General features: G+C 54.8%; 16 protein-coding genes and 1 riboswitch. All 16 genes read right to left on the bottom strand.

What is annotated here, in order from left to right; translation table 11 throughout:
- Window positions 1–40: 40 nt before the first annotated feature.
- Window positions 41–1,507, bottom strand: a complete 1,467-nt coding sequence (gene aldA, locus N0M98_RS28055) for an aldehyde dehydrogenase (RefSeq protein WP_249863650.1) — start codon at window positions 1,505–1,507, stop codon at window positions 41–43.
- A gap of 301 nt (window positions 1,508–1,808) precedes the next feature.
- Entirely contained in the window at window positions 1,809–3,299 is a 1,491-nt protein-coding gene (locus tag N0M98_RS28050) for a serine hydrolase domain-containing protein (RefSeq protein WP_249863651.1), read from the bottom strand.
- Window positions 3,296–4,120 carry a carbohydrate ABC transporter permease gene (locus N0M98_RS28045; RefSeq protein WP_249863652.1) on the bottom strand — a complete coding sequence of 275 codons (825 nt, stop codon included), beginning with the start codon at window positions 4,118–4,120 and terminating at the stop codon, window positions 3,296–3,298. The genes N0M98_RS28050 and N0M98_RS28045 overlap by 4 nt, the downstream gene beginning before the upstream one ends.
- Window positions 4,117–5,043 (bottom strand): carbohydrate ABC transporter permease, encoded by a 927-nt coding sequence (locus N0M98_RS28040; protein WP_249863653.1) that lies wholly within the window; start codon window positions 5,041–5,043, stop codon window positions 4,117–4,119. The genes N0M98_RS28045 and N0M98_RS28040 overlap by 4 nt, the downstream gene beginning before the upstream one ends.
- Before the next feature lie 36 nt (window positions 5,044–5,079).
- Window positions 5,080–6,348, bottom strand: a complete 1,269-nt coding sequence (locus N0M98_RS28035) for an ABC transporter substrate-binding protein (RefSeq protein ID WP_249863654.1) — start codon at window positions 6,346–6,348, stop codon at window positions 5,080–5,082.
- A gap of 189 nt (window positions 6,349–6,537) precedes the next feature.
- Complete coding sequence (locus N0M98_RS28030) at window positions 6,538–7,776, bottom strand: ABC transporter substrate-binding protein (protein ID WP_249863655.1); 1,239 nt, start codon at window positions 7,774–7,776, stop codon at window positions 6,538–6,540.
- Between the two features lie 14 nt (window positions 7,777–7,790).
- Window positions 7,791–9,293, bottom strand: a complete 1,503-nt coding sequence (locus N0M98_RS28025) for a response regulator (protein WP_249863656.1) — start codon at window positions 9,291–9,293, stop codon at window positions 7,791–7,793.
- On the bottom strand, window positions 9,274–11,079 hold the full coding sequence (locus tag N0M98_RS28020; RefSeq protein WP_249866155.1) for a sensor histidine kinase: 1,806 nt from the start codon (window positions 11,077–11,079) through the stop codon (window positions 9,274–9,276). Before N0M98_RS28020 ends, N0M98_RS28025 begins: the two co-directional genes overlap by 20 nt.
- 131 nt (window positions 11,080–11,210) lie before the next feature.
- Entirely contained in the window at window positions 11,211–12,203 is a 993-nt protein-coding gene (locus N0M98_RS28015) for a GNAT family N-acetyltransferase (RefSeq protein ID WP_259619819.1), read from the bottom strand.
- Window positions 12,204–12,363: 160 nt separating this feature from the next.
- A riboswitch (ZMP/ZTP riboswitch) is annotated at window positions 12,364–12,442 on the bottom strand.
- A 52-nt stretch (window positions 12,443–12,494) separates the two neighbouring features.
- Entirely contained in the window at window positions 12,495–13,613 is a 1,119-nt protein-coding gene (locus tag N0M98_RS28010; RefSeq protein ID WP_249863658.1) for an oligogalacturonate lyase family protein, read from the bottom strand.
- A 26-nt stretch (window positions 13,614–13,639) separates the two neighbouring features.
- A complete protein-coding gene (locus tag N0M98_RS28005; protein WP_259619818.1) occupies window positions 13,640–15,523 on the bottom strand; it encodes a DUF8769 domain-containing protein in 1,884 nt (627 codons plus the stop codon).
- 174 nt (window positions 15,524–15,697) lie between these two features.
- Entirely contained in the window at window positions 15,698–17,263 is a 1,566-nt protein-coding gene (locus N0M98_RS28000; protein ID WP_259619817.1) for an extracellular solute-binding protein, read from the bottom strand.
- A 39-nt stretch (window positions 17,264–17,302) separates the two neighbouring features.
- Window positions 17,303–18,199 carry a carbohydrate ABC transporter permease gene (locus N0M98_RS27995; RefSeq protein ID WP_259619816.1) on the bottom strand — a complete coding sequence of 299 codons (897 nt, stop codon included), beginning with the start codon at window positions 18,197–18,199 and terminating at the stop codon, window positions 17,303–17,305.
- 12 nt (window positions 18,200–18,211) lie between these two features.
- Complete coding sequence (locus N0M98_RS27990; RefSeq protein WP_249863662.1) at window positions 18,212–19,183, bottom strand: ABC transporter permease; 972 nt, start codon at window positions 19,181–19,183, stop codon at window positions 18,212–18,214.
- A gap of 323 nt (window positions 19,184–19,506) precedes the next feature.
- Window positions 19,507–21,816, bottom strand: coding sequence for a helix-turn-helix domain-containing protein (locus N0M98_RS27985; RefSeq protein WP_249863663.1), 2,310 nt, complete (start codon window positions 21,814–21,816; stop codon window positions 19,507–19,509).
- A 494-nt stretch (window positions 21,817–22,310) separates the two neighbouring features.
- The coding region (locus N0M98_RS27980; protein WP_259618533.1) for a transposase at window positions 22,311–22,690 on the bottom strand (380 nt) is incomplete at its 5' end.

The raw sequence follows: 22,690 nt of genomic DNA, 5'->3' as shown, positions 1-22,690 counted from the left end.
CATAAAGGGAAACGCTTACAACCAAGAGCGAAATAAAAGCTTATTTCTTGTTCAAATCGTACTGCAGATAGACGACCCGGGTTTGCAAAAACTCTTCCAGTCCGTGCCGGCCGTCCGCTCCGCCGATGCCCGATTTTCTCCAGCCGTTATGAAAGCCCTGGATCGCCTCGAAATTTTCCCGGTTAATATACGTTTCCCCGAATTTGATCTCCCGGCACGCCCTCATCGCAATGTCCAGATTTTGCGTATAGATCGACGAAGTTAGCCCGAATTCCGAATCGTTCGCCAGCTCGATCGCTTCGTCCAAATCGCGGAACGTCATTACGGGAACGACCGGGCCGAAAATTTCCTTCTGCATGATCTCCGAATCCTGCTTCACGTTCACCAGCACGGTCGGCTCGTAATAATAACCTTCGGCGCGCGACGACCGTTTTCCTCCCGTAACGACCTGCGCTCCTTCCGCGATCGCCCGGTTGACCATCGCTTCCACCGACGCCAGGCTTTGCTCGCTAACCAGCGGTCCCATATCGACGTTCTCCGCGATCGGATCGCCGTAGGTGACCTCGCTCATCGCCCGCCCGAGCCGTTCGATGAATTGCTCCGCGATGCGCTCGTGCACATAGACCCGCTCCACGCAGTTGCATACTTGCCCGGTATTGATAATCCGCGAGTTTTTGACGCTTTCGACCGCCAGATCCAAGTCCGCGTCGTCCATCACGATCGCCGGCGCCTTGCCCCCCAGCTCCAGCGACACCTTGATGATATTCTCCGCTGCCGCCGCCATAATCCGCGACCCCGTCTCCACGCTTCCCGTGAAGCTGACCATCCCGATCTTCGGATTCGACGACAGCTCCTGCCCGACCGTGCTTCCTCTGCCCGAGACGAGGTTGAACACGCCCTTCGGCAAATCCGTCTGCGCGACCAGCTTCGCGAATTCGAACGCGTTGTTCGGCGTCTCCGCGCTCGGCTTGACGACGATCGTATTGCCCGTGATCAGCGCCGGCGCGAGCTTGCGCGCGATCAGGAAGAACGGGAAGTTCCAGGGCAGGATGCCGCTGACGACGCCGATCGGCGACTTGAACATAAAGATCTGCTCGTTCGGCCGGTCGCTCTGGATAATTTCCCCTTCGTACCGTCTCGCCCATTCGGCCATGTAGTCGATATAATCCGCCGTAAAATGAACTTCCACCGTCGCCAGGCTAAGAATCTTCCCCTGCTCCCGCGAAATCGTCAGCGCCAGCTCCTCCGCGTTCTCCCGTATTTTCTGCGAGATTTGCCGCAAATACCTGCCCCGCTCGACGGCCGGCAGCTTCTCCCACGACCGCTGCGCCGCCTCGGCCGCCGCTATCGCCTCACGCGTTTCCTCGATCGTCGCGTTCGGCACTTGCGAGATGATGTTTCCCGTCGCCGGATTTGTAACCGTTAACATTTCCGGGTTTGTCGAAGCTCTGAATTCTCCGTTAATATACAGCTCGTAGGTTTTAACATGTTCCGTGAATACCGCCATACTAAAATCCCCTCCACTTTCGGATATTCATTTCATCTTAACGTCAGACCATATAACGTTAAGTTGATTATAGCAATTCTCCCCCCAAATCGTCAATGAGCAAAATTCCTTCATTTACCTTCGAATTTGCGTACATAAGAGAGCCGCCGGACTTAAGCTGCACCCCCATGCTTAGGCTCACCCTAAACATGCAGACGCAGGCTTTAGCCGGCGGCTCTTCTTCGGTGATACAATCATTACTAATAGCGCAGGCATCGACAGCTCGGGGAGGCAGCCGTCAAAGGCGCCGCAGCGCAGTCTCTCACACCAGCTCGCCCCATACGACCGGCAGCTCCGTCTCCCCGCTATTCACATTAACGGAGCGCTCCAAGCGAAGCCGGCCCCCTTCGAACCGGCAGACGACCGTATCGGTGAACGGCGTCTCTACGAAGCACCATGTCATGACAAGCGCAGCATCGTCCCGCCACCCAGCGCTCGCCGCCACCCGCAGCGTATCCGGCTCATACCGGTGATGCAGCTCGCCCCCGGTCATCGTTGTCACTCCGGTGTGCCACTGCCCCAAGCCGCAATCGATCCGGTGCGTTCCCCTGTGATCCGTTAGATGAAACCGGTAGCCGTGCTCCCCGAATTCAAACGTAACGGATTCGATTCGCTGCGGATTGGCGCCGAACGCGTACCGCTTACCCGATATTCGGGCCGCAAGCGGAGAATCCGTCTGCAGCCGAGGCAAGCTCAATGCCAGCCGCTGAAGCTTATCGCGCAATGCCGCCTCGGCCACTCGATCACCGGGAAGGCGCCCCTCTTCCGACATCGCCGGCAGCAGATGCTCCCAGAGCGAATCCATGACTCCCTGCATGTCCGACAGCCCTCCATGGATCGCAATAACGGCGTCCTGCTCCGGCATGACGATACAAAATTGCCCGAACGCCCCATCGGCACGGTACGAATTATGGCGAGAGCGCCAAAACTGGTATCCGTAACCTTGCCTGGAATCGATCCGCTCTCCGGCGCTGTTGGCAATTTGGCAGGACGTCGCTTGTTCGATCCATGCTTCGGGCAGCAGCCGCTTACCGCGCCATACGCCTTTTTGCAAATAGAACTGTCCGAACTTGGCCAAATCCTCCGTGGTCAGGCTCAATCCCCAGCCCCCCGTATTAATGCCGGAGGGACAAGTATCCCAGCCGGATACGCGGATGCCGAGCGGCTGAAACAGCCGGGGCAGCAAATAATCGAGCAGCGTTTGACCTGCAGCCTTCTGAACGATGGCCGACAGCATATACGTCGCTCCGCTGTTGTACATAAACCGGCTGCCCGGCGCGTGGTCCATCGGTCTCGATAGGAAATACCGCGCCCAATCGCCTTCCGTCCGGCGCCATTCTCCGCCCATAATCGGACTTGCATGCCCGGCGCTCATCGTCAGCAAATCTTTGACGCGCATGGCCGCAAGCCGTTCATCCAGAGGCTCCGGCAGTTGCCCGGCAAAAAAGGAGGCAACCTTGTCCTCCACCGTCAGCAGTCCTTCGGCGACGGCGAATCCGACCGCAGTCGAGGTAAAGCTCTTCGATAAGGAGAACAGCATATGAGGCTGCTCCGAGTTGTACGGAGCCCACCAGCCTTCGGCTACGACATGCCCGTGACGAACGATCATCAGACCGTGAAGCTCCAGCCGTTTCGCTTCCACAGCGGACAGAAATCCGGCGATGCCGGAGGCGGCGACCCCTTGCTCCTCCGGCGTGGACCGGGGCAGCTTCTGTTCGGCATTGATCGGCCTTTCATTCCCGGCATCTCTCATTTCAAAGCTCCTTCCGTCAAGCCGCTTATCAGATAGCGCTGCATAAATCCGTACAGCACAATGATCGGCAGCATGGTGATCAGAAATCCGGCAAAAGCGACGTTATAATCGAAGCCGTAATCCGTTTTGAAATTATAAATAAATAACGGCAGCGTCCAGTAGTTGGGACTTCGATTCAGCAAAATGAGCGGCAGCTGGAAATCGTTCCATATCCACAGGCTGTTCAGCGTGACGATCGTCACGATAATCGGCAGCATCAGCGGGTAAATAATGCGGACGAACGTTTGCACGATGCCGCAGCCGTCGATCGTCGAAGCTTCGTCCAGCTCGAGCGGGATATTTTTTAGAAAACCAACGCTTAAGAAAATGCCTTGCGTAAACGAAAGCGCGACGTACATAATGATGAGCCCCATCTGGTTTAACAAATGCATGCTCGACATATGCTTCAGCACCGGCAGCATAATGACCTGAAACGGAACGAAGATGCCGGAGAGAATAAAGTAAAAGACGAACTTGAAATATCCGCGCTTGAAGTTTCGGGAAATGGCGAACGATACCATCGGGACGAGAATCATGATGAACAGCATCGATACCAGCGTGATCATCACGGAATTGCCCATATGAATCCAGAACTTCCCTTTCATCACCGCCGCAAAATTGCCGAGAAACAGGCCGGACGGCGGAGCAAAAAAGCTTTGGGCCGACTCCATCTGCGTCTTGAACGATAGATTGACCGTCAAATACATCGGAATCAGAACGAGAATCGCGCCCAGCGCGAGGACGGTATATTGGATAGCCTGAACGATACGCCCTTCCTTCATTGCTGACCGACCTCCTTTTTCCCCAGCCATTTCATCTGAATGAAGGAGATCAATCCGATCAAGGCAAAAATAAAGATCGATTCCGCCGTAGCGTAGCCGAATTTATTTTCAAGCAGACCGTGCCTGTAGATCAGAAAGCCGATCGATTCGGTCGACGTTCCCGGTCCCCCGTCGGTCATGGCGACAATGGAGTCGAATACGGTGAGCCCGCCTTTAATCAATAGCACCAGATTTACATTCAGCATCGGGATCAAAAAAGGAAACGTAATGGAGAAAAATCGCTGTGTACGCGATGCTCCGTCGATCGTCGCCGCTTCGTGCAAATCCTTCGGCACGCTCGACAGCCCGGCCATGAAAATGACCATAGGAACGGAGACGCCGTGCCACACGTTAGCGATCAAGATGCCGTAAAGCGCCGTGTCCTTATTGCCCAGTATATTCCTCGATAACACTTCGATGCCCAGAGATTCGCCCAGCTTCGGCAGGATCGTAAAGAAAATTTCGTTAAAAATCAAGCCGATCGTAATCAGGCTGAGCACGGCGGGAAAAAAGTAAATCGAGCGGAAAAACCCCCGCATACGGATGCCGCTCGTTAACAGCATGGCCAGGCCCAAAGCGATCGCCGTCTTGACGATAACGACGATCAGCGTGTACTTGAACGTAAATTGCAGCGCATGGAGAAAACGGCTGTCCCGAAATATGGCGGCGTAATTGTCCAGGCCGATGTAACGATACGTTCGCGCCATGCCGTCCCAATTCGTCAGGCTGTAGTTGAACCCCATCAGCGTCGGGTAAAAAAAGAATCCGATGTACAAGAGAAGCGCCGGCAAAGTAAACAACACATAAACCGTCAGCTTCTTCGATCGCAGTCCCGTGCTCTTGGAGCCTGCCGGCCGACTCTGCGCCCTATGGATCGCTTCCATTCTGTCATCCTCCAAACCTATGATGTAAGACGCTCATCAGTTTCCTTTATTGTAGAAAATCTCTTCCAGTCTCTTCATGTAATCGTCAATCGTGCCCCCGCCGATCAGCTCCTGCGTCGCCTTGCCGAAATCGTCCTGCATCGCCGGCGTCCAGGCGGAATCCGCAGCCCGGTACAGCTTGCCGGATAAAGCGTACTCGGCCAGCGTTTTATTCTCCTTGTAATTCGGCTTGACGTCTTTAATAACCGAAATATTGCCCGTTTCATCCGCGTACATCTGCGCCATCTCCGTCGTCGCAAAAAATTCCATAAATTTCTTGGCCTCGTTATTGTATTTGCCGTCTTTCGGGATGGAGAGCGCCGTGCCCACCTGCATCGCAACCTTCGTATCCTCCGCTTTTTCCGCAGGGAACGGGAAAATATCGACGTTCATATTCGGATTGGCTTTCTTAATCGCGACAGCCTGCCACATGCCGTGGAAGAACATCGCGCCTTTGCCTGCGGCCATATCCCTGACGACGTTATCGCTGGAGGTGCCGAGCAAATCCTTTTGCCCGTATTTGCGGAGATCGACTATTTTTTGAGCGACCTTGCGAACCTCCTGATTGTCTGCGATATGCTTCTTGCCGTTGATCACATCGTCGAAATATTGGCTGGCGTCGGGAATGTCCAGGCCGAGGAAAGCCGCCGAGGTTTGGCGTATGATCGCGTAATCTTTATCCGGAAACAGGAACGGCGTCTTGCCGGCCGCTTTGATTTTTTCCGCGACCTGAATCAATTCCGCATACGTCTTGGGAATGCTCAGTCCAAGCTCCTTGAACATATCGACGTTATACGTTACGCCGTATCCTTCCAACGCGTAAGGCACCGTGTAGTTTTTCCCGAGCGTCTTGCTGAAATCGACGAAGCTCGGCACGACGTTTTTGAACAATTCGGCATCGCCCGTCAGATCGGCGTAGTAGCCGTCCTTCACCGGCTGGCGCATGCTCGGAGCCGACGGATAGACCGTGAACAACGGCGGAGCATCGTTATTGGCGATCCGCATCGCCAGCACCTTCAGCATATTCGGCGGCGCGTTGACCTCGATTTCAATGCCGGGATTTTGCTCGTGAAACTTGGCGATAATTTTGTTCAGCGTATCCGTTACGTCCGATTTGTTGGATAACAGCTCCAGCTTGACCTTTTGTCCGCCGCCGTCCGCCGCCCCTTTGGCCGGCTCTCCTCCGTTCGAGCAGGCTGCGGTCGTCGATAAGGCTACGACGGTTCCCAGAGCTGCGATTTGCTGCCATGCGCGTCTTTGTTTCATCTGCGTTACCCCCATGGTTATATTGTTTTGGTTACGCTTACAATCCTAACAATTTGCGTTTTCCATGGATATGAATAAACTGACTTCGCGCATATGAGAAATATGTGGATAGACAAATTAGCCTTGAAATCGCTAAGCTCTGTCATCTCAGCAAAAAAAAGGATAACGGCTCGTCCGCTACCCTTTCCTTCACTTATCGGCGTTATAGAAAATATCTTCCGACTTCTGCATCAGCGTCTTCGTATCGTTTCCGGCTATAAGCCCCTGCACCGCTTTGCCGAAATCGTCCTGCATGGACGGCGTCCACGGCGAATCGGCCGCACGGAACAATTTGCCCGCCAACGCGTAATCGGCGATGCCCTTGTTCTCCTTCACGCGGTGCTCGACTCCTTGTATGATCGAGATATTCCCGGTTTCGTCGGCGAACAGCTGCGCCATTTCCCGGGTGGTCATAAACTCCAGAAACTGCTTGGCCTGCACCGCCGTTCTCGAATTCCGAGGAATGCCGAAGGCCGTTCCCACCTGCATCGCGACCCGCGTATCGTCCGGGTTGTCGGCGGGAAACGGGAACATGGCGACATCGATGCCGGGATTCAGCCGTTTGATCGTGCTCACTTCCCACATCCCGGTGAAGAACATCGCCGCCTTGCCGTCCGCAAAATCGTGAACGGCGGTTTCGTTGGAGGTGCCCAGCGAATCTCGCTGTCCATACTGTCGCAGCTGCAGCGTTTTTTGGGCCAGCCGCAGCAGCTGCGGGCTGTCCGTTATATGCCGCTTGCCGGCAATAACGTCTTCGAAATAAGGAATGATGTCCGGATCGTCCAAGCCCAGCAATACGGCCGATACTTTTCGCAAGTAAGCGTAGTCCTGATCCGGGAACAGAAACGGCGTAATGCCGGCCGATTTCAGCGTCTCGGCGGTTTGAATCAGCTGCGCGTACGTTTGCGGCACGCTTAAGTTCAAATCGCGGAATATCGCCGTGTTGTAAATAATTCCGTAGCCCTCCAGCGCATAAGGAATCGCGTAATTTCGTCCCTGCGTCTGGCTGAACTCGATAAATTCCGGCTTCACGCGCTGCAATAACGGATCTCCCGTCAAATCCTCCAAATACCCCTCCTTGATGGGCTGGCGTATGCTCGGAGCCGACGGATACACGGTAAACAGGTCCGGAGCCGTATCGGTAGAAAAGCGCATGGATAACACTTTCAGCATATTCGGAGGCGCATCCTGCTCGATCTTGACAAGAGGATGCCGCTCTTCGAAGGCGGCGATGATCTGATCTACCGCCTCCGCCGTATCGCCTTTATTGGACAGCAGCTCCAGCGTTACGCGCGGAGCGGCCGGCTGCTGCGGCTCGGGAGACGGCGAGCAGCCGGCCGTCATCATAACGAAAATAAGTGCAATTATACAACGTATCGTTGGCGTCATGTTCCTTCCCCTTGTCAGCTTTGCTCTCGTTTCTTGCTTTGCCCGGGCGTCTCCCCGTAAAACTTTTTATACATTTGAATAAAATACGAATAATCGTTGAAGCCGACGGCGTTGGCGACCTCCGCAACCGTGAGCGCGGTGCTTGTTTCCAGCAGCTTTTTGGCGTTTCTCATTCTGACCGACAGAAGGAACTGGGAGAAGCTCGTCCCGTTTTTTTTCTTAAACAGCCGACTGAGATAGGAAGCGTCGGTATAAAACATGTTTTTGGCCATATCGTCCAGCATAATGTTATACCGGTAATTTCGTTCCACATAGTCTTTGATCAGCTCGACCACGTCTTCTTTTTTCCGCAACGAGGCGATCCGCTCCCCGAGCAGAACCAGCTTCCGGTCAAAATAGGTCCGCAGCTCCCGTGCATCGCGGAATTGATGCAAATCGGCCGGTTCGAGATAAGGGACAGACTCGGAATGATTCTCGTTGATATGCTCAATGACCGAATTGAACGCCGCGATGATTTTGGAGCAAGTGCTTGCCAGCGCATGAACCGACATCCCGGACTCGATGGCCGCCGATAACAGCCGGTCCACAATCGCCGCAGCTTCGTCCTGTTGGCCCCGTATTAACTTGTTGTACAGCGGCGGCAGCAGCTCGTCCAGCAGCTCGTAATTGTACCGCTTGTTCCGGGACACCTCCTCGAAGATGAATATCCCGCGGCCGTCCTCGCCAAAAAACTTGTACAAAACCGCAGACTTGGCCTCCCGGTACGAGGCGCACAGCTCTTCCGGGGCGCTGTGCGCGGCGCTGATGCCGATGAATACGGGGCCGCCGATTTCCCCCGCAAGCTTCCTGAACGCCGCTTGGCATTTAGCCGGCCAGCCCGGGCTCGCATCGGCGGACGGCGTCTCGCCCGCCCACACCGCAACGATCCGGTCCGGGTATCGCCGGTCGCGGAATGCATAGACGGGCGCCGCCTTCGCACCGAAGATTTCCTGCAGAAAGCGGACCAATCTCGCTTCTTGCAGATCGTCCGCTTGAGCGATAACCGTCCGGTAGCAGGCAAGCGGCGGTAAATCAGCGGCATGAATCCCGTCCGCATTTTCGGTATACAGCAGGTCGCCCAAGCGCTGCCTGATCGCTTCCTGCTCAGCCTGCTCCGTGCAGGCCCGCGTTTTCTCCAGTATGGACCATATCGCCGTCTTGTCCGCCGGCTTAAGCAGATAATCCTTCACTTGGTATACGATCGCTTTTTGTGCGTATTGAAAATCGTCATAGCCGCTAATAATCACATTGAATACGGACGGGAATTCGCTGTGAACGGCGGCAGCGAGCTGCAGCCCGTCCAGCTTCGGCATGCGAATATCCGAGAAGAGCAGCTCGTACGGCTGCGCGCGCAATTTCCCCAGCGCCTCTTCCCCGTCCTCGGCTTCGTCCAAGGCCGCTTCGGGGTCCCAATCCCGGATCGTCTGCAGCAGCGCCTTGCGCGCGTAATATTCGTCGTCAACGACTAGGATTCTCATTCGTATCCTCCTCCTTATCCGCCGGAATCAGCATTTCCACACAGGTCCCTTCATGCAGCCGGGAAGTAATCCGCAGCCAGTAATCTTCTCCGTAAAAATTCTTGATCCTCGCGCTCACATTGCTCAGTCCGATATGGCGGTTCCCCTGAGAAGGCTCCGCTCCATCGGCTTGCCGCAACGAACGGTTCAGCTCCTCCAGCCGCCGCTCGCTCATCCCTACGCCGTCGTCTTGAATCTTGATATGCAGCGTATGGCCCTGCTTGCGGACGGACAAGACCAGCGTCCCTTTCCCCCCTTTGGGCTCAAGACCGTGATGAAACGAATTTTCAACGATCGGCTGCAGCAAAAATTTCAGCATGCGATAGTCGGCTATCGCTTCATCGATCTCGTATTTCACGTCGAATTTATCGACGAACCGGATTTGCTGGATGCGTATATAGTTGTTAATTTGCTCAAGCTCCATGCGCACCGTCACTCTGTCCTTGGACTTCAGATTGTAACGGTACATGCCGGATAACGAGCGGGCCATAACCGAAATCGGCTCGAAGCGGTGCAGCTCCGCAATGGAATGCATCGTGTTCAGCGTATTGTACAGAAAATGCGGGTTAATTTGCGCCTGCAGCATCCCCATTTCCGCTTGTTTTTGCAGCTCTCCGGCTCTGCGCTCCTTCTCCCGGCTCTCCTTCAATCTCGCGATCATCACGTTATAGCTCTGAATCAGCTTGCCGATCTCATCCTTGCGCTGCTCGTCGGCAAGCATTTGATCCAGCGACCCGGAATCGACGATCTTCATCGCTTTGATCAAATTGTGAATCGGCTGCAGCAGACGCCGGGAGAATAACACTGCCAGAGCGACGGCAGCGGCCACGCAGAGCACGCTGATCGATACGTACCTTCCTACGTTTTTGCTGAATGCGTTGTCAATGACTCGCGACGGGATAAACTGGATGATCGACCAGCCGGTAATGTCGTTCCAGGTCGCCGTAAACATATACTTCTCGCCGCCCAACGTCAATTGCACCAGCCGGTTCTCATGCTCCCCGCCTTTTGTAAACTGCGCCATAATCTTGCTGACCGCCTCGCCGTCGAACGAATATTCCGCCGTGTTGTAAATCAGTTTATCGCCTGCAAACACAATCGTCCCCACCTCGCTGTTGGACCCCGAAATCCCCCCGAACAGATTCTCGATGACCTTAAACTTGATGTCCAGCTTCGCGTAGACGTCCTGCCCCTTCACATGATCCAAATCCGATAAGTAACGCAGCACGGAAACGACCTTCCCTTGATTGCTGACAATATTGCTTTCATAAGCGTTGGTGACAATAATTTTGCCCTTCCGCAGTTTATCCGCAGGCAGTTCGCCGAGCAGCTTGTCAAGGTATCCGGTATTGGCGCCGGTGCTGCTGTAAACCCTTCCATTAACGCCCGTGACCGAAATGCCGACGAGCTGCCCGTTCATCAGCAGGTTCTGATCCATCGCTTGCTGCATATAGTTGGCGTCGTCGATAAATTCCAGATTGCTCTGCACGTTCTTCTTCTCCAAAATCCGCTTCAAGCGGTTATCCGTCAAATAAAAATAAGAATAACGCGATATGTTGGAAAAAAAATCGGATACGATCAGGTTGGTCCGCTTGTTCAATTGATTCATAATATCTTCGTAGCTGCGCTTCGTTTGGTTGTAAAAATCGAGCCCCAATATAAACAGCGCGGACAAAACGGGAATTAAAATAATGACGAGATACGATAGCATAAGCTTGTTCTGAAACGAGCTGGCCGGAAGCTTCATCTTCACCCTGCTTCTTCCCTTCTACGATATAGAGACCAGGCGGCGTTATGCTGTTATGCGCGGTCATAGTAAACTTATTATATACTACGGACCTAGCCGCTCGCGCAAATGTAAAATAATCCCACGCCTTCTTATTCCCAGCCGTACTCGTAAAAAGCCGTCGGGTATTTGCCCAATACTAGCGTCTCGCCAGCCTTGCGAAATCCCAAGCTTTCGTAGAACGCGCAAAGCTTGGGCCTGTCTGCGGCACAGTCCAGCCGTACCCGCCGCAAGCCCTTCTCACGGGCATAGGCGATAGTCCAACCGACGATTCTTCTGGACAAGCCCGTTCCCGCATAGGCCCGGCGCACGCACAGCTTGTGCAGCCGGAGCGCGTCTGCCTGCGGACCGTCTGGCTGGCCCCCGTCTAGGCCGGCTTGCACAATCACGGCACCCGCCGCCTGTCCATTCACATAGGCGACGTACAGCCCTTCCCGGCCGTAGGCTGCAGCGATGGACTCCGCCGTCACCTGCCGCTTCGTCCACATTGCCGCTCCCCGATCGGCGAGCCAGAACGCCCCTTCCTCCAGGATCGAAGCGAATGTCTCCCGCTCCTCTTCGCTCACCGCGGGCCGGATCGTCAGAGCCGATTCCGCCGTCTCATCGCGGGCAAGCCGTCTGACGAACGTAACCCGGTGGTAACCGGACCTGAAGAAATCGATTTCATGGCTTGTTTGAAAATAACCGATACTGCGATAAAAACAAAGCGTCCCTTCATTGCCGGGATGCCCCAGCGTATGCAGAAACACCTGCTCCGCTCCCTCGCTGCGAAGCCGCTCTTCGACGAATCGCAGCAGCGCTCTTCCCGTCCCTTGACGTCCATACCGAGATGAAACGACCACTCCGACGATCTCGTACATCCCGGCTTCCTGATTGAACACATAGCCCGCATGGCCGACAATCAGCCGCTCCCCCTCCGACACGGCGACGGCATAGCCGCATGCGTTTCGGTTTTTCGTACGCAAATGGTCCGCCCAGCGGGACGGATAGCGCTCCCTCACAAACTTCGGATATTGCAGCGGATAGTCCGCCATCATCGCCTCTACCTCACGGATGTCTTCTGCTTGCAGCCAGCGAATGTTCATTCGAATTTCCTCCTTCTCCTATTCATTCACAGTAAAAGTTAAATAACGGCAAATTCCCGTTGCTCCCGGCAACGTCGACCTGTTCCCCGCCGTTCTCGGGAACCGTTGCTCCTGCGTGCCCGGGAAAACGAAAAAAAGTATCCGGTCCATAATAGACCGAATACTTCGCCCAGGCGTACGGCTCATCCGCTGCGCGCTCCCTCATGGTTCCCCATGCTCCGCCAGTCGCGCGCAGTCCGTTTTTCATTAATCTTTTTATATCAGAAAATTCAGATAATAGCAATCCTTATTTTACAGCTCGGCCCGGTAAATGCAAGGCATCCCTTCCCGGTCGGACGTAAAAATAACGAAGGAGCTGTCGGGAGCAAACGACGGGTGAGGATGGGCGTCCTGCGTGTTGCCGTAGCCTTTCCAGCTGGTGCCGTGAGAGCACAGCTTCTCCTCGGTCCGCTTCTGTACATCGACGAGATAAATGAAATGCTCCTCCGGCAGCTGGCCGTCGCCGACGATGAACGTATGATCCCGGTTGGAAATAAAATGGCAGTACTTGGAGCATTCCATCCAAATCTCTTCCTTCAGCGTCGCGGGATCGATAAACCGGATGCTCTCCTTCAGTCCCTGCTCGTGATGGCGGTAAACAAACGCAAACCTGGAGCCGTCGGCGAGCCAATATTCATGCGTGATCAGCTCTTCATGCGTTTGCGGCTTCGCGCAGCGCATATTCGAGCCGTCGGCTTGAATCAGCCACAGCCTCGCGTCGATCCGGTTCCACGGCCCTTCGTGGCAGAACAGGATCGTCGACGGATCGCCCGGCCGAATCTGCGGATGACCGAGCCAGCAATGCGGCTCTTCATGAACGACATGGGAAGTGCGGCGCTCGATGTCCACATAGACGATCCGGCAGTGCGGCCTCGCCGCCCACTGCGGTTCGAAGGTCGACCAATCGCCCCGTTCGGGCACGACATCCCGCTCGTTCATCTCGGTCAGCACCAGGTAACGGTCGTCCGGGCTCAATCCCGGATTGGCGTTCGCCTGCCAGCCGGCCGGCGTCTCATAGATCGTCTCCTCGCTCAAGGAAGCCAAATCCATCCGGATTACGCGCTGATCCCGGCAAAAGATCAAATGCTTGTCGTCGCTCGTAAGCGAGCAGCTGAAATCATGGACGCCGCCGCCTTCGGTCAGCTGCACCGCCGTGCCGTCGTGCAAATCCATCTTGTACAGCTGGCGCGCTCCATCGCCTTCTCTGTCGCTGGCGTAAATAAGATAACGGCTATCGTCCGTCACCATTTTATAATAAAAATAAGGGTGGTGGCTCATATACTCCGGCGACGTGAGCCTGGTTACCTTGCGGCCGGTGTATGCGTCCGTATATTCGGCAAACTCATTGGTTACCACAGTTCCTTTGGACATATGAAGCTCCCCTTTCTTCGCGTTTGCTATGGCTGAAGCATCTCCTGCTTCGGCGCGGGTTTAAGCGGCAGGCTCAGCCGCAGCGTCCCGCCGCCGTCCGTATGCCATTCGGCATGCACGCGCGGACGGCGCTCAGCCGCTTCGGCGGCCTCCGGAGCCGCAGCGCCGGGGCCCTCCGGCTTCCTCTCGGCCGAAGCCGAAACAGCGGCGGCGGCGCGCTCCGGCACGGCGGACGCGTTCAGCCCCGCCGGCTCCGCTGCGCTGCCCAGACGCAGGGCGAACACGAGCAGCGCCTGCTCCATGCCGCGAAAATCGAAGCGCTTCCTGGCTCCGGCGTAGATCACATAGTCTACGCATAATTTGCCTTCGTCCGCGCTTATCTTCCATTCGGGGCGTTCGCCGTCGAAGGCAGCGAACAAAACCTGCGCCTGCACGGCAAGCCCGCGATCCAGCCGCACGTTCGCCGTCCGCAGATCCGCCCCTCCGCGCGTTGCGGCGGCGCTGCCGCTAGCGGCTTCAAGCGCGGTGCCCGCTTCAGCGGCGGCTTCGCTCCAAGCGTCGGTCAAATCCGCCGCAACGCCTTCCTGACTGCCGCCGAATTCCAACCGCAGCCGCAGGTCGGACGCCTCGATCGTCCCGTCGATCGGATCGAGCCCGATATGGGTGTCCCCGCCGTCCGTGCAGAAGCCGATGCCGAACAGAACGTCGTTTTGCAGCTGCTCGCCGTAGAAGACGGCCGACGAATAATCGTATCCGTCGTGCAAAAAACGCAGATGCATATAGGTAAAGCCTTCCCCGTTCGGCACATAGGCGAGCAGATTGCGCCGCTGATTCCACATGACGTCCCTGCTGAACGTGCCGAGGCTGATCCGCTCGTCCTTGTAGGTCGTCGCCGTATTCACCGGCTCACCGGCGGCGCTTCTCTGCACGACCTGCCTGAATTCCCCGGTTTGCGCCTGGCGGAAAGCGGATATGTACGCTTCGGGGCAGCGAATCCCGCTGCCGTACCAATCGAGATTGTAGGCGAACCGTTCTTCGGGCAGCAGAGACAGCGAGCCCGGACACGCCAGCTCGAGGAAGGAGCGGACCGCATCCGTCGTCGCCGTGCTGTAGCTGCGGCTGTGCGGGCCGGACCATTCGCCCGTCGGCACGTGATAATGCTCGGCGGCCATTCTCCAGGCGACATCGAGCATATCGGCGCTCAGCCGCTTCGCTTCCTCCAGACCGGTCGACGTATGGATGCTCGACAGCTCCTGAATCGCGACGACCGTATAGGTCGGGCTGTTGAATTCCTGAAACGTCCCGAGCTCCTTCGTATAGTCGCTGAACTTGCGCAGACGCTCCAAGCCGTAGTCCCGGTAACGCTCTTCCCCGTACACTTCGCCGGCAATCAGCGTCACGAACGCTCCCATAATGGCTATATTCGTATAGCCGGGGCCGACGTTGCGCTTCATGATCGCATCGCATGCGCAGTATACGGCGTGGCGCAGCCGCTCTCTCAGCTCCGCGCTAAAGCGCTGTCCGTGGCGCTGCTCCGCCAGCACAAGCCGCTTGCCGCAGAAATCGGCCCAGTTCCAGTCGGGCGGCGCCATCATGGACAGCGGCTCCTCCAGAAACCACGACCAAATGCCGAAGGTCGCGTTCTCGCGGTTTTGATCCTGGAGGCCGATGACCTTGCCGATAATATCCGACGCCCGGGCGGCAAGCGCTTCGTCCTCCGAGTCGAGCAGCCCCAGCGCGTAGACAAGCGCCGCCAAGGTCGGATGCGTATGCGTCACCTGCTCCCGCTTCAGCGTCGTATGGTAGCCGGGAGAACTGAACGGCCTGCGAACCATCTGCAGCTCGGGATTGTAGTCGGGATGCCAGCGCTCCAGCTCCTTAAGCAGCATGCGATGATGATCGATCGTCATAGGTTTCCACTCCTTATTTATATCATTAATATTTAATGACATTAATTCATTAGAGGGAGGCGTCCGTAATCCGCTCCGCAGCGGACCTGCCGCCGTGTCGGAACGCCTCATGATCGCTTTTGCGGGCTGGGCCTCGGCCTTAACCGGGCCGTCAAGCGCCTTTGTTCTCCCGCATCACTGACCCTTCAAATTTTTCTGATACCATTCCTGCGCCATCTTGTCGACATTATCCCCGCCAAGACGCTTCCATTCCTTGCGCAGCTGCTCCATCCCCCACTGCGGCGTGTACTGCGTTCCTCCGGTAATGACCTTCGTCTCAATTTCTTCCGACAGCGGAGCGAACGACGTTTGAATTTCGCTCAACTCAGGGAACGTAGGGTTGAACGGAATGTCCCGACGGAATTTATTTTTCATCGCTACCGTCAGCGATTCGCCCTGCAACTTGGCGTACTCTTGCGAGATGGTATCCTGGGCCGCCATAATCGCGAAATCTTCCGGCTTCGGACTGTATTGATCGAGCACGGCGTACTCAGGAGCATAGATGATCTCCTTTTTGTTCTTCTCGGCGTCGATCGCTTGCGGAACCCCGTTCACCAGCTTGTAGTGCACGCCTTCTTGACCGAAGCGGACGTCGAACCAGTTTTTGTCGATCATCCAGTCGAGCAGCTTGATGGCGGCTTGCGGGTCCTTCATATTTTTGTTGAAAACGATCAGCTTGTTGGCAGGCGGCTCTTGGTACAGACCGAACTTGCCGTATTTCGTGGAGACGGGCTCGAAGGGAACGAGCTTCGCATCCGGCACGTTTTGCTTCAGCTCGCGGTACTCCGCCGGAATATTCCAGCTTGCAAAATAAACGCCCGCCTTGCCCGTAACAAACAGCTGCCGTTCCTTTTGATAGTTTTTATCGGTAATATATTCCTTATCGACCAGCCCTTCGTCAAACATCGCTTTCAGCGTGGCCAGAACATCGGCGTATCTGTCCGTAAAGTTGCCTTTGACAATTTTGTCGCCTTCCAGATACCACAGCCCTCCGTGGGCCGCATACAAGGCCTGAATAATCCCGGTATAGTTAAAATTGAAGGCGGCGCCGAGCGTATCGTTTTTCCCGTTGCCGTCAGGGTCCTTATCTTTGAAGGCGCGCAGCACCGTCATCAGTTCATCCATCGTCGTCGGCATCTTCAAGCCGAGCTTGTCGAGCCAATCCTGCCGAATCCACATCGCATGGTTCGCTATCGCATCGATTCCGCGCGCGCTGGTGGCGATATACGTCTTGCCGTCGAACATCGTATACGGCTTCAACTCCGGATGCGCTTGCAAATACGCCTTGTACGAAGTGCTGTATTTCTCAATATACTCGTCGATCGGCTGAATCGCGCCTTGATCCTTGAGCGTCGACATATAATCGCGCCCGTATTCCCACATCAAGTCCGGCGCTTCCCCCGCCGCAATAAGCGTATTCAGCTTCTGCGTCGACTGTGTGCGCAAAATCGGCACCCATTTAACGTTAAGTCCCGATTTCTCGTTAATATACTTCGTTACGCGATTGCTTTCGTAGGTGCCTTCGTCGCTGGCGATTTGCCCGCGATCGAGGATCGAGATGCTGACCTCGGGCTTTTTCGAGCCGTCGTCCTTTTTTCCGTCGCCGCTCTGTCCTTCCTCGCTCCCCGAGGAGCAGGCTGCAACCATCGTCGTAAGCAGAGTCGTGCCCAGCAAAACGGCCATACGTTTACGTTGGATCATCGATAACTTCGCCTCCTGTTTATATAACCTGCAATCGCTTTATCCTTTCAACGAACCGATTAAGACGCCCTTGACAAAATATTTTTGCAGGAACGGATAGACGCATAAGATCGGCGTCACCGAAATCATGATGGCCGCCGCCCGGATGCCTTCCGGCGAAACCAGCGTCTGCATGACCGCGCCCTCGCCTCCGTTCGTCGCGCCGGCATTGAGCAAGCTCTGGCTCGTCGTATCGATCATCTGCAGCAGCTTGACCATCAGCGACTGCTTGCCGGAGCTCGTAATGTACATCAGCACGTTCATGTACGAATTCCACCAGCCCACCGCATAGAACAGTGTCAGCGCAGCGATAATCGGCAGCGACAGCGGAAGAATAATGCGCCATATAATGACCAGATCGTTGGCGCCGTCGATCGACGCCGATTCCTCCAGCTCCGCCGGCAAATTCTCGAAAAACGTCTTCATCACGAAAAAGTTGTACGTGCTGAGCAGTCCCGGCAGCCATAGCGCCCAATAGGTGTTCATAATCCCCAGCGTTTTAATCAGGATATAATTCGGAATTAACCCGCCGCCGAACAGCATCGTGAAGGTGATGATCATCAGGAACGCGCTGCGTCCCTTAAGCCGCTTACGGCTGAGCGGATAGGCCGCTATGATCGTCATCGCGATATTGAGCGCCGTTCCGACGACCGTAATGACGACGGTGTTTTTCATCGCGACCAGCAGCTGGCCGTCCTGAATCAGATTGCTGAACGATGCGAAGGTAACATCCTTCGGCCACAAGAACACTTCTCCGGAGCTGATCGCTCTGGAACCGCTTAAGGAAGTAGCCAGCACGTTGACGAAAGGAAACAAAGTCATGACGGCCAAAGACGCAAGGATGACATACAGTAAACTATAAAGCAATCGAGAAGCTGGTGATGAGTGACCGGACATTCGTTTCCCTCCTTACCATAGCCCGTTTTCCCCCATGGCCTTAATCAGTTTGTTCACGCCGACGACCAGAATGAGCCCGATGACCGATTGAAACAACCCGAGCGCCGTCGTGTAGCTGTACTGCGCCCCTTCCAGTCCGACATGGTATACATAGGTGCTGATAACGTTCGAAACTTCGTATACCGCTTTATTTTGCAAAATAAAGACTTGCTCGAAGCCGACGTCCATCATCTGCCCGACCCGGAGAATGAGCAGTATCGCAATCGTGCTGCGGATGCCGGGAATCGTTACATGCCAAATGCGGCGAAGCTTGCTCGCTCCGTCGATCTTGGCCGCTTCGTACAGCTGCGGGTCGATGCCCGCCATAGCCGCCAAATACAGAATCGTCCCCCAGCCCGCGCTCTGCCATATGCCCGACACAATAAACATGATCGGCCACCAGAAGTTGCTCGCCATGAAGTAGACCGGCTCCAGCCCAAGCAGCTTCAGCACGGTATTGACGATGCCCGTGGACGGCGACAGCAGCGCGATGACGATACCGCCCAGAACGACCCAGGAAATAAAATGCGGAATATAGAGCAGATTTTGTATCATTCGTTTGTACCACTCGACCCGCACCTCGTTGAGCAAAATCGCCAGCAAGATCGGGACGGGAAAAGCGAAGACGATGCTGTATACATTCAGCAGCAGCGTATTTTTCAGTACATTGAAAAAATCCGGACTGGTAAACAGCCGCTGGAAATGCTTGAGCCCGGCCCACTGGCTCCCCCAAATCCCGTCCGCGAACCGGTAGTTTTTGAATGCGATAATTTCGCCGAACATCGGCGCGTACTTAAAGATCAAATAATACGCCAGCACCGGAACGAGCAGCAGGTATAAATATTTGTCGCGTTTGATATATTTCCATGCCGCCTTCCATCTTCCGGCCTGCGCGGACGATACGGTCCGGCTTTGCTCTGCGATATCGCCGATTGGTGAACTCATGCGTTCCACCTCCTCTCTCTGCGCTCTCGGATTACATTGTCATCGTATACGCTGAGGGCGCAACTTGGAAATATTCACTTTTTAATCCTTTGCACCGTTTTTAAGCCTTGGCTATAGAAATGAGGCGAAAAAGCCCGCTGCGGCGTCCATCGTTCTTCCCGGCGCAGCTGTCCCCGGTCGTTGCTTTGCCCTTGAACGGGCCGAACACCGCGGACCGGGGCGAACGCTCTTGCCCGGATTTTGGGATTATTTTTTTTCTATGACTTTAAGTTGCTGTCCTTCAGCCGCCGTTCTCATTTTTTAATCCGCTCACCTTTTTTAACCTAATCTTGATTTTCACCGCTATGGAGCGTCGTTTCCCGGTATTCTCCGGGTGTTAGGCCGGTATACTTTTTGAAAATGCGGATAAAGCTTTGCGGATTGTTGTAGCCTACGCTCTCTGCGATCGCTCCGATTTTCAGCTTCGGATCGGCGAGCAGCTCCTTCGACTTTTCCATCCGGATGCGGATCAGGTGATCCATGAAGTTCGTCTCGGTCGTCTCTTTGAACAGCTTGCTCAAATAAGGCACGCTCAGGCCGAACTGCGAAGCCATCAGATTAAGCGACAAATCGCTGTCCATATAATGCTGCTCCAAATAACGGATCACCTGTCCGATCGTATCGCCGCTGCCTTTTCCTTCCCGCTTCTCGCCGGCCAGAACGATAAGCTGCTTCAGGAACGAGGCGATATATCGTTTGATTTCGTCCACGCTGCCGCAGGAATCGATCCGGTAATAAATATTTTCGTTCGGATCGAGAAATCGCTTAATATCGAGCCCTTTCTCCGAAACCGCCTTGATCGACTTCATGATCAGCTGGATGCACATTTGCTTGATCATTTCCGGAGGCACGCTGCTTGCGATAATCTGCCCGAACAGCACATCCAGCTGCTCCTCCAGCTTCGTTTCGTCCGGGTTGCGAATATGTCCGACGACCGAATCACCGAGCGCCCATATCCGGTAAAATTGATCGTTGTGATTGCCGGTAATATCGTCGACGGAAATGACCGTATTCTCTCCCATGATCAGTTTATACTTCAGCGCGTTGAGGGCTTCCTGATATGACCGGTGAATCCCTTTCAGATGAAGATGAGGGCTCCCGACGCCGATCGTCACCGTCTGCTTGAAATGAGTCTCCACGTAATCCTTGACCAGATCGGCCGCCTGCAGCGCCTGAATCTGGTTGGCCTTGGGATCGTCCTCCTCGAAGCTCATAATGGCGGCTGCGCTGCCGTCGCTGATCTCGACCGCCACTCCGCTGCATACGCCCGATACCAGCTCCTGGGCGACATTGCTGATCGCATAGGTGAACAGATAAACATCGCGCGGGGAGGCGATCTCCTGAATCCGGTCCAGCTCGATGACCATAACGACAAAGCGGGAGTCGTAGAAGCGGATGCCCAGCACGTCGAAATATTGAACCATGCGGTTATAGCTTGTCGTATCGGCCATCAGAAGACTCATGATGAGCCTCCACTTGAGCGCGGGCAGGCTCTCGTGCATCTGCTTTTGCAGCGATTCGTTATCCGACATCATCTGCTTGAAAAATTTCTCCATATACGTCAAATCGCCGGGACGCTCCATTTTCTTACCCGCAAACGAACGAAAGAAGCGGTCCAGCGGACGGAACGTGTAGCTGCTTACCGCATAGACAAGCGCAATCGCCACGAGGCACATCCCCGCTGCGATCGCCAGCAGCAGGTTGCGGGTAATTTCCAGCGGCCGATTCATGACCGGGTTCGGCACGATGCTGATATACTTCCAGCCGTTATAGGCGCTGGATACGTAGAAGGTCGTAAAGCTGCCTTCCGGGGTGTCTTCAATCGCATAGCCGGTGCCCTGCATTTGCTCCAGAGCGGGCGCCGCCGGCAAACTGTCGAGCGGTGCGTACAGCTGCTGTTTATTTTGCGAGGAGATGATCGTTCCCTGCTCGCTTACGACCAGCGTTTGGCCGAGCCGCTGCTTGTCCACGTCCTCCATCAGATCCGCTATCGTCCTCTCGTCGACGTTCACGATAATGGCGCCTTTGCGGAACTGCGGATTGCTGATTAACGGAAATTGGCGCACAAGGGATATCACATTTTTTTCCAATTGAAATGCATTGCTAATTTGCGTAATCGGGCGGGTGTCGAGCCATTGCTGGTACCTCGTCATCCCGTTAAACGCGGGCAGCCAGCTCATATCGTAGAAGTCGGCCTCGTCGGCGTACGTGCTGTCGGTCAGCATGCTTTTGTTCTGGATGGAATACAGGTAAAAGGACGAAATATTGCTGTTCGCATTCATCAGCGTCTTGAACTTCGCATTCAAAATATTGAAGTGGTTAAACCGCAATTCGTCGGTCGTATACTGCCCGTTCAGGAGGAAGGCAACCTCCGGCTCCTGAATAAAGTTAATCGTGTTCGTGTCGATCTCCCGCAGCATCATCTCGATCTTCTGCTGAACCAGGCTGAGCAGAGCGATATTCGTATTTTTCAGCTGATCCTCCAGACTGCTCTTGGAGCTTAAGTACGACAGCCATACCGTAGCGGATATGATCATCAAAAATACGATTCCGTAAATCATTTTGAACCGGGCCGTAATATTCCCTTGAAACATAGATCCCTCTCCCCCTGTATTTATTGGTTCGCCCAGCCTACTTGTAAGCGGATTCAAATAATCGGCGCAGCAAACTTGCTTCCTTCTCTCTTCACTAACAGTCTGTCCGATGAAACATGTTGTAAGGTATCTATGCAAATGACCGAAACTAAGCAGCGTTAGCGGCCAATTATGCAGTCATGATTCAGTCGCTATGCTGCGCAATGGCAACTTTCGTCGGACAGACTCGCAAAAGAGCGGTGAACAAGGCCGCTGCGGCGTCCATTTGATCCTCCAATCGCTGATATGAACGAGACTGTCAATAGGCAGTTTGTAACTCCCCTTGGTTTTCCCTTGCCCCTTTTTATACAAGAGGGGTGAACAAGCTGAACTAGAAGGCAAAAGCTATCAACGGTGAGCAGTCTGATATTCGCGGGTTCGGATGGAGGCATGGGATTACCTTGAATCAACAAAATTGAACTTTGGTATAACAAGCGTCCTGTTAAAGAGGCGACTCATCCATGTATTCTTTTTTCTTCAAGTTCTCTGGCAATCGACCAAATAAATCCACTTAATTCTCGCGCCACAGCCACAACTGCTTTGCCACTTGGCTTCCCCTTTGACAGCATTTTCGTATATTTTCGATGTAACCGATGCTGTGCCTTCCAGGATATGGCCTGTATTTCAGGCGATTTTCCTTGTTGACGTTTCTTTAACTCTCCTTTCAACGCAGGTGTATAGCGATAACTCCAAGCGGATTCGACCAGTAAACGGCGAAGGTGGGTATTCCCTGATTTCGTAATACTTCCCTGCCATCGGCTTTGACCACTTGAGTATTCCCGCGGCACCAAACCTGTGTACCCCATAAAAGCCTTCGCATTTCCAAACCGGGTAA

The organism is Paenibacillus doosanensis, assembly GCF_025060755.1.
Lineage (GTDB): Bacteria > Bacillota > Bacilli > Paenibacillales > NBRC-103111 > Paenibacillus_S > Paenibacillus_S doosanensis.
This window is presented reverse-complemented; position numbering and strand designations above follow the sequence as displayed.

What these genes read in the sequence shown, in the direction of transcription:
- aldA (WP_249863650.1), bottom strand. Translation starts at nt 1,507, where the DNA reads ATGGCGGTATTCACGGAACATGTTAAAACCTACGAGCTGTATATTAAC.
- N0M98_RS28020 (WP_249866155.1), bottom strand. Translation starts at nt 11,079, where the DNA reads ATGAAGCTTCCGGCCAGCTCGTTTCAGAACAAGCTTATGCTATCGTAT.
- N0M98_RS28050 (WP_249863651.1), bottom strand. Translation starts at nt 3,299, where the DNA reads ATGAGAGATGCCGGGAATGAAAGGCCGATCAATGCCGAACAGAAGCTG.
- N0M98_RS28045 (WP_249863652.1), bottom strand. Translation starts at nt 4,120, where the DNA reads ATGAAGGAAGGGCGTATCGTTCAGGCTATCCAATATACCGTCCTCGCG.
- N0M98_RS27985 (WP_249863663.1), bottom strand. Translation starts at nt 21,816, where the DNA reads ATGTTTCAAGGGAATATTACGGCCCGGTTCAAAATGATTTACGGAATC.
- N0M98_RS28030 (WP_249863655.1), bottom strand. Translation starts at nt 7,776, where the DNA reads ATGACGCCAACGATACGTTGTATAATTGCACTTATTTTCGTTATGATG.
- N0M98_RS27990 (WP_249863662.1), bottom strand. Translation starts at nt 19,183, where the DNA reads ATGAGTTCACCAATCGGCGATATCGCAGAGCAAAGCCGGACCGTATCG.
- N0M98_RS28010 (WP_249863658.1), bottom strand. Translation starts at nt 13,613, where the DNA reads ATGTCCAAAGGAACTGTGGTAACCAATGAGTTTGCCGAATATACGGAC.
- N0M98_RS27995 (WP_259619816.1), bottom strand. Translation starts at nt 18,199, where the DNA reads ATGTCCGGTCACTCATCACCAGCTTCTCGATTGCTTTATAGTTTACTG.
- N0M98_RS28025 (WP_249863656.1), bottom strand. Translation starts at nt 9,293, where the DNA reads ATGAGAATCCTAGTCGTTGACGACGAATATTACGCGCGCAAGGCGCTG.
- N0M98_RS28040 (WP_249863653.1), bottom strand. Translation starts at nt 5,043, where the DNA reads ATGGAAGCGATCCATAGGGCGCAGAGTCGGCCGGCAGGCTCCAAGAGC.
- N0M98_RS28015 (WP_259619819.1), bottom strand. Translation starts at nt 12,203, where the DNA reads ATGAACATTCGCTGGCTGCAAGCAGAAGACATCCGTGAGGTAGAGGCG.
- N0M98_RS28035 (WP_249863654.1), bottom strand. Translation starts at nt 6,348, where the DNA reads ATGAAACAAAGACGCGCATGGCAGCAAATCGCAGCTCTGGGAACCGTC.
- N0M98_RS28005 (WP_259619818.1), bottom strand. Translation starts at nt 15,523, where the DNA reads ATGACGATCGATCATCATCGCATGCTGCTTAAGGAGCTGGAGCGCTGG.
- N0M98_RS28000 (WP_259619817.1), bottom strand. Translation starts at nt 17,263, where the DNA reads ATGATCCAACGTAAACGTATGGCCGTTTTGCTGGGCACGACTCTGCTT.